Genomic DNA, 11940 nt, shown 5'->3' with positions numbered 1-11940 from the left:
GGTCCGATCAGATCCAGCCGTTGCGCCGGAAGCCCCGGTAGAGGAACACACAGGCGACGGATATCACGCCGATGATCAGGCCGTAGCCGAACCGCCAGTGCAGTTCAGGCATGTGCTCGAAGTTCATGCCGTAGACGCCGCACACCATCGTCGGTACGGCGACCATGGCTGCCCAGGCCGTGATCTTCCGCATGTCCTCGTTCTGCGCGACCGTCACCTGCGCGAGATGGGCCTGGAGGATGGAGTTGAGCAACTCGTCGAAGGCGGCGATCTGTTCCTTGGCCCTCAGCAGGTGGTCGGAGACGTCACGGAAGTAGGCCTGTATCTCCGGGTCGACCACCCGCATCGGTCGGGTGGCGAGCTCCTCCAACGGGCGCCCGAGCGGCACGACGGCCCGCTTGAGCTCCAGGAGTTCCCGCTTGAGCTGGTAGATGCGCCCCGCGTCCACCCGCGCGCCGTTTTCCGCGAACACGGCCGTCTCGACCAGGTCAATGTCCGCCTGCACCGAGTCGGTGACGTGCAGGTAGTCGTCGACCACATGGTCCGCGATCGCGTGCAGTACCGCGGCCGGGCCCTTGGAGAGTTGCTGGGGAGAGGACTCCAGCGTCTCGCGCAACGGCCCCAGCGAGCCGTGCCGCCCATGGCGCACCGTGATCACGAAGTCCTCGCCGACGAACACCATGATCTCGCCGGTGTCGACCACTTCGCTGGTCGCCGTGAGCTCCTCGTGCTCGACGTAGCAGACCGTTTTGAACACCGCGAACACCGTCTCGCCGTAGCGCTCCAGCTTCGGGCGCTGATGCGCCTCGACCGCGTCCTCGACCGCCAGCGGGTGCAGGTCGAAGAGTTCGGCGACACCCGCGAACTCCTGGTCCGTCGGCTCGTGCAGGCCGAGCCAGACGAATCCGTCGCGGTTCTTGCGCACCCGTTCCACCGCGTCGACCAAGTCACTGCCGGCGGGGATCCGGACACCCTCCCGATACGTCACGCAGTTGACCACCGAGGAGCCCAGCGGGGACCGGGCCGGATGGCTCAGGTCGACGCGAGGGCGCCGCCGCGCCAGCCGCGCCACTTTGCGGAGGCCCCCTACCCTGCCGAAGCTCGTGACCTTCCGCAGATTCCCTGCCATGGACATATGGATCTCCTTGCGTGGATCTCCCCCGCGCCACATTCCTGCGCCCTGGCGTGCCAGTTTGCCAGCTCGGAGTGAGCGGCGGGTAAGCCTGTGGGAGCAGGACGTTCCGTTTGGTTCCCGCCTGTGGACAACGGCTTCGTGCCCGGATGTGGACGCCTGGACACGGGGAATCCGGGGGCAGGACCGTCAGCTGTGCACCGGACGGACGTGGGTAGTCCGTCGGACGGACGTGGGCCGTGTGCCGACAGGAGCGCGGCCATCTCGTCGTAGGAGTCGCATCGCGTCGACCGCTCCGGACAAGCCGGGCAACTGGGATGATCGCGGTATGACGCGAACCGACGGGTATCTCCTCGACAACGGGCAGACCGAGGCGGGGGAACGTTTCGACGCCCTCGCCGCGCTCTTCGACCCCACGACCTTCCGGCACCTCGAGGGCCTCGGCGTCGGACCCGGCTGGCGTTGCTGGGAGGTCGGGGCCGGAGGTACCTCCGTGGTGTCCTGGCTGGCCAAGAAGGTGGGCCCGACCGGACGGGTCCTCGCGACCGACATCGACACCTCACGGGTCGCCGCGGCCGCGCGCCCGCCGGTGCAGGTGCGGGTGCACGACGTGGGTGCCGAGGACCCGCCGGAGGCGGCGTTCGACCTGGTGCACGCCCGGCTCGTCCTCGTTCATGTACCGGACCGGGAAAGGGCGTTGCGATCGATGGTCAAGGCCCTGCGACCGGGCGGGCGCCTCCTGGTCGAGGACGCCGATCCGGCCCTCCAGCCGCTGCTCTGCCCCGACGAGCACGGCCCCGAGCAGCAACTCGCGAACCGGCTGAGGCAGGGCTTCCGTCAACTCCTCGCCGACCGGGGCGCCGATCTGGCCTACGGGCGCAGGCTGCCGCGGCTGCTCCGCGAGGCCGGCCTGCGCCGGGTGGAGGCGGACGCCTACTTCCCGGTCAGCTCGCCCGCCTGCGCCGCCCTGGAATCGGCCACCGTCCGCCAGATCCGCGACCAACTCGTCACCGCGGGCATCGCCACCGCCAAGGACATCGACCGCCACCTCGCGAACGTCGCCTCCGGCGCCATGGACCTCGCCACGGCCCCGATGATCTCGGCGTGGGGACGCAAGGGCTAGGAGAGCGGCGGAAGTTGACGCCGGGGCGGTTGGGCGGTTGGGCGAAGGGGGCGATGGGGCGGCGTAGGTAGGCGTGGACAGGGCCGGCCCCTCCTCACCCCACCCTCGGCGGCCGCCCCCCTACCCCCTCCACCGCCAGCGCCCCCGCCCGGCAGCCCTCCACCGCCGCGTCCTCGGGGGCGGCGCCCATGAGCAGGGCCGCGAGGAAGGCGCCGGTGAAGGCGTCGCCGGCTCCGGTGGTGTCACGGGGGGTCGCCGGTACGGCGGGTACGCGGGCGACGACGCTGCCCGACCGGGCCACCAGCGCACCCTCCGCGCCCTGCTTGGCGATCACCAGCGGGACGTGACGGCTCAGCTTGGCCGCCGCGTCCGCCGCGTCGGGCAACCCGGTGAGCAGGCACGCCTCGTCCCGGCTGGGCAACAGCACGTCCACGCCCTCGACGAGCGCGAGGAAACGGTCCACTCCCAACGCCACCAGGAAACCGGCCGACGCCGGGTCCATGCTCACCGGCACCCCACGCGCCCGTGCCGCCGCCAAAGCCACCGCCACCAGCGCCCGGCTCGGTTCGGAGAACAGCAGGTAGCCCGACAGATGAAGCCGTGCGACCCCGTCGAGCAGCGTGTCCGACCAGTCCTCGGGCGCGAGCCGCAACGATGCCCCGCTGTCGGTGAGGAACGTCCGCTCGGCCGCCGCGTCCGCGTCGACCAGGCAGATCACCGTCCCGGTCGGCGCCTGCGGATCGACGACGAGTTCTGGCCGCACCCCGCAGGCGACCAGCTCCCGCTCGTGCCAGGCGGCCGAGTCCGCGCCCACCCGCCCGACCAGCCGCACCTCGCAGTGCCCCTGGTGAGCGGCCCAGCAGGCCACGTTGGCCCCCGCTCCGCCCGGCACCGTACGGATCGTCGCGACCGTGTCCGTGCCCGCGGCGAGCGGACCGTGATGCCGGGCGACGACGTCCGTGATGACATCCCCCACGACCAGCAGCGCACCCTCGGGGCGGTCGGTTCGGGTCGCCCGCTGGTCCGCCGCACCGACCGCACCGGGCCGGGGCCGCTCCGTCACGTGCCTGCCCAGGCCGCCGCGATCCGCCCCGCCAGCCGTACGTTGCCGCGCACCGCCGCCAGATTGGCGCTCAGTGACGCCCCGTCGGTGTGCCGCACCAGGTAGTCGAGCAGGAACGGCGTGACCGCCTGGCCGGTGATCCCCTCCTCCCCGCACGCGTGCAGTGCCTCGGCGAGCACCCGCGCGTGCAGTTCGGGATCCAGCTGCTCCGCCTCGGGTACCGGATTGGCGACGATCAGCGCCGACCCGGGGCCGTCGAGCGCGTCCTGAGTTCTCATGACGTCCGCCACCTGCCGAGGAGTCTCCAGCGTCCACTCCACCGGGTGCCCCGAGTCGGAGAGATAGAAGCCGGGGAAGCGGTCCGTGGCGTATCCGGCCACCGCGACACCCAGGGTCTCCAGCCGTTGCAGCGTCGCCGGGACGTCCAGGATCGACTTCACGCCCGCGCACACCACGGTGATCCGCGTGCGTGCCAACAGCCCGAGGTCGGCCGACTCGTCCTGGGTCACCGTCCACTCCCGGTGCACCCCGCCGAGCCCACCCGTCGCGAACACCCGTACGCCCGCCAGGGCCGCCAGCAGCGCGGTCGCCGACACCGTCGTCGCCCCGCTCGCCCCGGAGGCCACCGCGAGCGGCAGGTCCCGGTGGCCGAGCTTGCGGATGCCGTCCTCGTTCGCGACCCGCTCCAACTGCTCCTTGTCCAGGCCGACATGGGGCCGCCCGTCCAGCACGGCGATGGTCGCGGGCACGGCACCCTCCTGCCGCACCACGTCCTCCAGCTCCAGCGCCACCTGGAGATTCCGCGGGCGCGGCAACCCGTGCGCGATGATCGTGGACTCCAGGGCCACCACGGGTCGACGCGCGTCGATCGCGTCCCGCACTTCTTCGGACAGCACCAGCACCACGAGCCTGCCTCCTGTCGGTCGGTCTTTCCTCATCTCTGGCGGGCGGCACACCCGGTCAAACACTTGCACCCTGTGGGGGACCCCACCAGCCTGGACCGCATGACGGACAACACGACACGTCTCGACCACGTCGTCCTCTGGGTGCACGACCCGGTGGCGTCGGCCGACTTCTACGAGAAGGCGCTCGGCATGGAACCCGTGCGGCTCACCGACTTCGCCGCGGGGGCGGTCTCCTTCCCCTCCGTGCGGCTCAACGACGAGACCATCTTCGACCTCATGGCCCTCTCCACCGCGCCGAGCATGACGATGGTCCCCGGCGCCGCCGACAGCGCCGGCCACCCGGTCAACCATGTCTGCCTGGCCATGCCTGGCGACGACTTCGAGGCACTGCGCGGTCGCCTCGAGGAACGGTCGGTCCCCGTCTCGGACATCTCGTACGACTCCTTCGGCGCCCGTGGGACGGCCCGCCGCAGCTTCTACTTCCGCGACCCCGACGGCAACGTCTTCGAGGCACGGCACTACGACTAGTGCCGCGGCAGGCGACCCTGGAATGCGGTGTCGCCCGTGCCCGGGGGCTCAGAACAGCGGCTCGGGAAGGACTCCCTCCAGCGCGAGCAGCTTCCGCTTGGTCTCCAGCCCGCCCCCGAAACCGCCGATGCCGCCGTCCCTCTCGACGACCCGATGGCAGGGCACGACGACCGGCAGCGGATTGGAGCCCATCGCCACCCCCACCGCCTGGGCGGCCCCCGGCTGGCCGACCCGGCCGGCCAGATCGCCGTACCCCACGACCCTGCCGAACGGCACGCCGGACGCCAGCTCGCGCAGCACCTGTCGGTTGAAGCCGGAGATCAGAGACCAGTCCAGGGGCAGCTCGAAGTCGTGCCGCTCGCCCGCGAAGTACGCCCGCACCTGGCGTATCGCCTCCGCCAGCAGCGGGGAGTCGGGTGCCTCGACCGGCTCACCGCCCAGCCGGGACGCAAGCCGGTCGAGCGACTTGTCGCGGACCGCGTCCGTGGCGTGGAAGACGACGTTGACCAGGCCTTCGCGGGTCGCGGCCAGCAGCAGCGGACCGATGTCGGTGGCCACGACGGTCCACACGACCTGCTGCTCGTACTGCCCATGGCTGTCCATACGACCCACCGTACGGCCCGCCACTGACAACGCCCGGGGAGCGGCGGATACCACCCGCGCCGGCTCCCCGGGCGAGGCCGGGGTCAGACGGCGGGCAGCGCGTCACGCACCACGTCGGGCTTGTTGCTGATGATGCCGTCGACGCCGTACCCGGTGACCAGCCGGGCGGTGTTCGCGTCGTTGACGGTCCAGGTGGACACCTCCAGCGGCCTGCCGTGCGCGCCCGTCGAGGCGTGGACGGCGGAGACGTACCCCTTGGAGAGAGAGCTGTACGACGGATTGATCTGGTCGACGAAAACGGCGTACGCGGGCAGGTCGGCCACGGGCGGCGTGCCGAGGAAGCCGGTCCTGACGCCGGGCTTCAGCTGATGGACGATCCGCACACTGTCCGCGCTGAAGCTCTGCACGATCAGCCGGTCCGCGAGATGCCGCCGGTCGAGCCAGCCCTCGTTGCCCAGAAGCTTCAGGGTCTGCTGCTCGATGTCCGGATACAGCTCCGGGTTCTTGACCTCCAGGAGCAGCTTCTGGTGGTGCAGCTCCACACGACGTACGTACTGCTGGAGCGTCGGCACGCGCGCGCCCGCGTACTCGGGACCGAACCAGCTTCCCGCGTCGAGGCGCGCGACTTCGGCCGCGGTGAAGTCCTTCACCTTCCAGGGCGCCCGCCCGGGGAAAACCTCCTCGGCATCGGTGGTGCGCTGCAGGCTGTCGTCGTGCAGGACGACGAGCTCGCCGTCCCGGGTGCGCTGGACGTCGTTCTCGACCCAGGCGACGCCCATCTCGGCCGCCTTGTCGACGGCGGCCAGGGTGTTCTCCGGTGCGTAGGCGGAGGCGCCCCGGTGGGCGATGACCGTGGGGCGCCCCCCGTCTCCGTCGGCCCGGGCGTGGGAGGGCGGAAGCAGGAGGGCTGCGGTCCCCAGTAGCGCGGTGGTCGTGGCGGCGATAGCGCGCGCGTGCATGCGTACTCCTCGCGTCGAGCGAACACGTACAGCACAACTCTGACAGCAGAGGGTCAACCGTAGACGGGTACAGGATGACCACAACTTGAACGCTGATGTCCCAAGTCCGCTCACCGGTGCCGCACAACTGGGGCAAGGCCGTGTTTCTTTGCCGGAAAATCGTTCGACCATTCCAGTGGGGGTCATACTCTCTGCCTCAGCCCTGACCGCCTGGACGGTCCTGGGAGGGGGTGCACATCAGAAATTTCCGGGACGTAAGAAGGCGGAAGGGCAGCCGCGCATGCGAGGCACCATCGACGGATTCAACTACGGACTCGTCACACCGCTGGTGGCCTACCTCATGGCCTGCCTGGGCGGCGCCCTGGGACTGCGCTGCACCACCCGGTCCATGCTCGTCGGCAACTCCTGGCGCCCCGGCTGGCTGGCCCTCGGCTCGGCCGCGATCGGCTCCGGTATCTGGACCATGCACTTCATCGCGATGATGGGCTTCAACATCGAGCAGGCGCCGATCCACTACGACAGGATCACCACATACGCGAGCCTGGTCGTCGCCATCGTCATGGTGGGCATCGGGATCTTCATCGTCGGTTACCGAGGAGCCAGGGGGACGGCCCTGATGACCGGGGGCGCCGTCACCGGACTGGGCATCGCCACCATGCACTACCTGGGCATGGCCGGTATGCGCTTCAACGGCAAGCTGGAGTACAACACGCTCACCGTCGCCGCGTCCGTCGTGATAGCCGTCGTCGCCGCCACCGTCGCCCTGTGGGCGGCCGGTCAGGTCAGGGGCTTCCTGTGGAGCGTGGGTGCGAGCCTGATCATGGGGCTCGCCGTCACCGGCATGCACTACACCGGCATGGCAGCCCTCAGCGCCCATCTCCACGGCACGGCGGCCCCCACCTCGGGCGACTCGCCGACCTCGCTGCTCGCGCCCATGATGATCGGGCCGCTCGCCTTCCTGCTGCTCGCCGGCGTCGTGGTGCTGTTCGACCCGCTGATGGTCATGGGGAAGCCCGTCTGGACACCCGTGGAGAACAAGCCGGGCGTACCCGCGAGGGAACTCGTCTCGCACGGCACCACCCGCCGCCCCACCCTCCGCACCCGCCGCCACGCGGACCACCACACGTCCCGCACCCCCCAGAACCGCTGACGCGCCGCCGCCGGCCCGTCCCGGCTCCCGTGCCCCCGCAAAACCGCTGATCGGGGCGCGTTGTCAGTGGGGGGTCGTACGGTTGATGTCATGCGGCCCGTTTCTCAGATCGAACGCACGGTGGCGCCTTTCGAGGTCGTCAGCCCCTACCAGCCCAGCGGCGACCAGCCGGCGGCCATCGCCGACCTGGCCCGACGCATCGAGGCCGGTGAGAAGGACGTCGTACTGCTCGGCGCCACCGGCACCGGCAAGTCCGCCACCACCGCGTGGATGATCGAGAAGCTCCAGCGCCCCACTCTGGTGATGGCCCCGAACAAGACACTGGCCGCCCAGTTGGCGAACGAGTTCCGCGAGCTGCTGCCGAACAACGCCGTCGAGTACTTCGTCTCGTACTACGACTACTACCAACCCGAGGCGTACGTCCCGCAGTCGGACACCTACATCGAGAAGGACTCCTCGATCAACGAGGAGGTCGAGCGGCTGCGCCACTCGTCGACCAACTCGCTGCTCACCCGCCGTGACGTCGTCGTGGTCGCCTCCGTCTCCTGCATCTACGGCCTCGGTACTCCGCAGGAGTACGTGGACCGGATGGTCCCCCTCAGAGTCGGCGACGAGCTCGACCGGGACCAGCTGCTGCGCCGCTTCGTCGACATCCAGTACACACGCAACGACCTGGCCTTCAGCCGCGGGACGTTCCGGGTGCGCGGCGACACCATCGAGATCTTCCCGGTCTACGAGGAACTCGCCGTGCGGATCGAGATGTTCGGCGACGAGATCGAGGCCCTGTCCACCCTCCACCCGCTCACCGGCGAGATCATCAGCGACGACCAGCAGCTGTACATCTTCCCGGCCACCCACTACGTAGCGGGACCCGAGCGCCTGGAGCGGGCCGCCAACGACATCGAGAAGGAGCTGGGCGAGCGTCTGGCCGACCTGGAGAAGCAGGGCAAGCTCCTGGAGGCCCAGCGACTGCGCATGCGTACCACCTACGACCTGGAGATGCTCCGCCAGATCGGCTCCTGCTCCGGTGTCGAGAACTACTCGATGCACTTCGACGGCCGCTCGCCCGGCTCCCCGCCGAACACCCTGCTCGACTACTTCCCGGACGACTTCCTGCTCGTTATCGACGAGTCCCATGTCACCGTCCCGCAGATCGGCGCGATGTACGAGGGCGACGCCTCCCGTAAGCGCACCCTCGTCGACCACGGCTTCCGGCTGCCCTCCGCCCTGGACAACCGCCCCCTGAAGTGGGAGGAGTTCCAGGAGCGCATCGGGCAGACCGTCTACCTGTCCGCGACACCGGGCAAGTACGAGCTCTCGCGCGGGGACGGCGCCGTCGAACAGATCATCCGCCCCACCGGTCTGATCGACCCGGAGGTCGTCGTCAAGCCGACCGAGGGCCAGATCGACGATCTCGTGCACGAGATCCGGGAGCGCGTCGAGAAGGACGAGCGCGTCCTGGTCACCACGCTCACCAAGAAGATGGCCGAGGACCTCACCGACTACTTCCTGGAACTCGGCATCCAGGTCCGCTATCTCCACAGCGACGTCGACACCCTGCGCCGTGTCGAACTGCTGCGCGAGCTGCGCTCCGGCGAGTTCGACGTCCTGGTCGGCATCAACCTCCTGCGCGAGGGCCTCGACCTGCCCGAGGTGTCCCTGGTGGCGATCCTCGACGCCGACAAGGAGGGCTTCCTGCGCTCCGGCACCTCCCTCATCCAGACCATCGGCCGCGCGGCGCGCAATGTCTCCGGTCAGGTCCACATGTACGCGGACAGGATCACCCCGGCGATGGAGAAGGCCATCGAGGAGACCAACCGCCGCCGGGAGAAGCAGGTCGCGTACAACACCGAGCGCGGCATCGACCCTCAGCCGCTCCGCAAGAAGATCAACGACATCGTGGCCCAGATCGCCCGCGAGGACATCGACACGGAGCAGCTGCTCGGCTCCGGCTACCGCAAGTCGCAGGACGGCAAGGGCGCCAAGGCACCTGTGCCGGCACTCGGCAACAAGGCGGCCAAGAACGCCAAGGCCGCCAAGGCCGCCAAGAGCAAGGAGACGGTCCCGACCGACCGTCCCGCGGCCGAACTCGCCGGACAGATCGAGGAGATGACCGAGCGCATGCGCGCCGCGGCCGCCGACCTCCAGTTCGAGATCGCCGCCCGACTGCGCGACGAGGTCTCCGAGATGAAGAAGGAACTGCGCCAGATGCGGGAGGCCGGGCTGGCCTGACCGACCTGAGAGGGACGCTCACAGAAGCGGGAGGATCGCGGGCATCAGGTCCTGGAAGGTGCGGCCGTTGGCCGGGGTGCCGAGCGCCGTCATGGTCCAGTCGTCGCCCTGCCGGCTGAGCTTGGCCAGTACCTGGGCCGCGTACGTGCCGCCGCCGGCCAGCCCGTACCGGGCGACGTCCCGACCGGTGGACTGGTCGACGAGCCGGAGCTGGACGTGGGCCACGTCGTTGTACGTCTGACCTGTGAACGAGTTCAGCGTCATGACGAGGCTGTCGATGTGCGCAGGGACGCGCTGCAGGTCGACGAGGACCGACTCGTCGTTGACGCTGCTGGTGATGGCGTCGCCGGTGTGCCTGACAGAGCCGTCGTCGCTGACCAGATGGCGGAAGAACACCACATCGACCGGCTGCCGGTCGGCGAACAGGACGACCGAGAGATCGAGGTCGATATCCAGGGTTCGGGACCGGAAGAGGCCGCGGCGCCGGGCGGCCTCCCAGCTCGCCTGGACGCGGACCACCGACAGGGGAACTCCGGCCTGCCGCAGAACGATCGTCTGCCCCTTGGCCAGGTGCACGCTCTCCCCGAGCGGCAGCCCTGGCTCCTCCTGAGGGGCGTCCTCGGCCGGCGTCGCCTCCTCGGCCGCTGGCTCTGCCGCCTCCTCGACCGGCGTATCCGTCGTCTCCTCGACCGGCGCCGTGTCCGGCTCCTGACCCAGCGCGATCCCCAGCAACTCCAGCACCCGAGCAGGGGCGTCGGCGAACGACGCCCCGCCCGCCAGGGCCGCTCCGGCGCCGACGGACAGGCCCCCCTGCCCACACCGACGCGTCCGGCCCTGGGGACCGCGAGCCACGGCCCGGGTCAGGGCGTCGTAGAGCTGCCAGGCCTCACGCGAGGTGAGCAGTGACGTGAAGTAGTCCCGGGCCGAGGGCCGGTAGTGCACCCACGCCGACTCCTCACCGCCCGTACGGACCCGCTTGCCGGGGACGACGGGCCCGCCGACGAGGAACTCCGCCAGATCGGACTCGGTGGCCTCGGGCACGAGCTCGTCCGCGATCAGGCGCAGTAGGGGGACGCTCAGCTCCGGGAACGGGGAGCAGAGCACGGCCAGCCGCACCGCCGCGGTCGAGGCCCGGTAGCGGAAGGCTTTCGCCAGCGCGTGATCGGGATCCTGCGGACCGTCCACCTCGGGCGGGAGCCCCCAGCGGTTCTGGGCCCCCTTGCCGGGAGGCGGCAGCAGCAGCGCGTCGCACCCCTCGGGGCTGCACCGCATCAGGGTGCGCGCCCAGTGGCCGACCGGCCGGGGCGACAGCGTGACGGTCGGGACCGGCAGCTGCCCGGGCTCCGGAGGCGCCCGGAAGAACAGCCCGCTGTTCGACGCTCCCGGTGTTCCCGCCGAAGAGACCCGCACCGCCGGCAGATCCACTCCGACGTGCCGCCAGACGCGCGTGGGCAGGGGATTGACGAGGACGGTGGTCTGCGTGTGCGCCCAGTCGTGCAGCCGCCCCCACAGGTACCCGCTCTGCCAGGCGTGCGCGGTGCAGTCGGAGAACACGAGGACGAGCCCGCGCCGACCGGTCGGCACCGGGACGGACAGCGGGGCCAGCCGCGGGGAGCGCCGCGTGCGGGAGTGGAGCTCGGGGGCGGGCAGATCCGCGTCGAGGCTGCCGATCCGGATCGCGCGGAAGGCATTCAACGTCCTGAGCAGGCGGCCGAGTTCGTCGGCTGTCTCCTGCCAGACGGACATCGTGGTGCTGGTGTCGACGACCAGGGTCAGATCGAACCAGCGCTCGGGCGCGGGGGCGAACACCGGCCAGAGCTCTCCGGTTCGGCCGTACTCCGCCACCGTGGCGGCGACGTCCAGTCGCCGGACCCGTCCGCGCGGCCACTGCCGTCGGAGCGGGTAGAGGGCGCGCACCAGTTCGGGCGCCTTGAGGAGCGGCCGCCCGCCGGGGACCACCACGGAGCGGGCCGGGCCGTCCTCGTCCTCGCCCTCGGTCCCGAGGGCGGGCGTCCTCTCGTCCGCGTCCGGCACCGCGGTGGGCGGCGCGGTCCCGGAAGCCGGTGCGGCGGGGGACGACACGCCGTCGGACGCGCCCCCGGGGAGCGGCACCGAGTCCGCGCCGGCCGACGGATCCGGCTGCGGCGGTCCGAGACCGGCGAGCCACAGCAGCTCCGCCAGGCCCAACGCGTCCCGCCCCGGGTCCGCACGCAGCACCGCCCGGGCGACGCGGGCCAGTGCGTCG

At 70.7% G+C, this 11940-nt stretch carries 10 protein-coding genes and 1 pseudogene; 4 read left to right on the top strand and 7 right to left on the bottom strand.

Annotation, left to right across the window (positions count from 1 at the left end):
* Nucleotides 1-7 precede the first annotated feature (7 nt).
* A complete protein-coding gene (locus AB0H86_RS23070; protein WP_362441718.1) occupies nucleotides 8-1135 on the bottom strand; it encodes a magnesium and cobalt transport protein CorA in 1128 nt (375 codons plus the stop codon).
* A gap of 325 nt (nucleotides 1136-1460) precedes the next feature.
* Between AB0H86_RS23070 and AB0H86_RS23065 the strand changes: the two genes are divergently transcribed.
* Nucleotides 1461-2255: a methyltransferase domain-containing protein gene (locus tag AB0H86_RS23065; protein WP_362441715.1), complete on the top strand. Its 795-nt coding sequence runs from the start codon at nucleotides 1461-1463 to the stop codon at nucleotides 2253-2255.
* Nucleotides 2256-2349: 94 nt separating this feature from the next.
* On the opposite strand, the gene AB0H86_RS23060 is transcribed toward AB0H86_RS23065, so the two are convergent.
* Nucleotides 2350-3240 carry a sugar kinase gene (locus AB0H86_RS23060; RefSeq protein ID WP_362442472.1) on the bottom strand — a complete coding sequence of 297 codons (891 nt, stop codon included), beginning with the start codon at nucleotides 3238-3240 and terminating at the stop codon, nucleotides 2350-2352.
* A gap of 74 nt (nucleotides 3241-3314) precedes the next feature.
* On the bottom strand, nucleotides 3315-4223 hold the full coding sequence (locus AB0H86_RS23055) for a pseudouridine-5'-phosphate glycosidase (protein ID WP_362441712.1): 909 nt from the start codon (nucleotides 4221-4223) through the stop codon (nucleotides 3315-3317).
* Nucleotides 4224-4322: 99 nt separating this feature from the next.
* On the opposite strand from AB0H86_RS23055, the gene AB0H86_RS23050 reads away from it, so the two are divergent.
* Nucleotides 4323-4751: a VOC family protein gene (locus tag AB0H86_RS23050; protein ID WP_362441709.1), complete on the top strand. Its 429-nt coding sequence runs from the start codon at nucleotides 4323-4325 to the stop codon at nucleotides 4749-4751.
* A gap of 48 nt (nucleotides 4752-4799) precedes the next feature.
* On the opposite strand, the gene AB0H86_RS23045 is transcribed toward AB0H86_RS23050, so the two are convergent.
* Both AB0H86_RS23045 and AB0H86_RS23040 read right to left on the bottom strand, forming a co-directional pair.
* Nucleotides 4800-5354, bottom strand: coding sequence for a methylated-DNA--[protein]-cysteine S-methyltransferase (locus tag AB0H86_RS23045; RefSeq protein WP_362441706.1), 555 nt, complete (start codon nucleotides 5352-5354; stop codon nucleotides 4800-4802).
* A gap of 83 nt (nucleotides 5355-5437) precedes the next feature.
* Nucleotides 5438-6313 (bottom strand): glycerophosphodiester phosphodiesterase family protein, encoded by an 876-nt coding sequence (locus AB0H86_RS23040; RefSeq protein ID WP_362441703.1) that lies wholly within the window; start codon nucleotides 6311-6313, stop codon nucleotides 5438-5440.
* Between the two features lie 280 nt (nucleotides 6314-6593).
* Between AB0H86_RS23040 and AB0H86_RS23035 the strand changes: the two genes are divergently transcribed.
* Complete coding sequence (locus AB0H86_RS23035; RefSeq protein ID WP_362441700.1) at nucleotides 6594-7463, top strand: MHYT domain-containing protein; 870 nt, start codon at nucleotides 6594-6596, stop codon at nucleotides 7461-7463.
* A gap of 90 nt (nucleotides 7464-7553) precedes the next feature.
* Nucleotides 7554-9695, top strand: coding sequence for an excinuclease ABC subunit UvrB (uvrB, locus tag AB0H86_RS23030; protein ID WP_362441697.1), 2142 nt, complete (start codon nucleotides 7554-7556; stop codon nucleotides 9693-9695).
* An 18-nt stretch (nucleotides 9696-9713) separates the two neighbouring features.
* On the opposite strand, the gene AB0H86_RS23025 is transcribed toward uvrB, so the two are convergent.
* Nucleotides 9714-10265, bottom strand: coding sequence for a TerD family protein (locus AB0H86_RS23025; protein ID WP_362442469.1), 552 nt, complete (start codon nucleotides 10263-10265; stop codon nucleotides 9714-9716).
* A 285-nt stretch (nucleotides 10266-10550) separates the two neighbouring features.
* Nucleotides 10551-11912: pseudogene (locus tag AB0H86_RS23020) on the bottom strand (SAV_2336 N-terminal domain-related protein); the annotation flags it as partial.
* Between the last annotated feature and the right edge of the window lie 28 nt (nucleotides 11913-11940).

Origin of the sequence: Streptomyces sp. NPDC050997 (assembly GCF_040660135.1) — a bacterium.
Classification (GTDB): Bacteria; Actinomycetota; Actinomycetes; order Streptomycetales; family Streptomycetaceae; genus Streptomyces.
The sequence above is the reverse complement of the archived record's forward strand: the minus strand, read 5'-3'. Positions and strand labels throughout refer to the sequence as shown.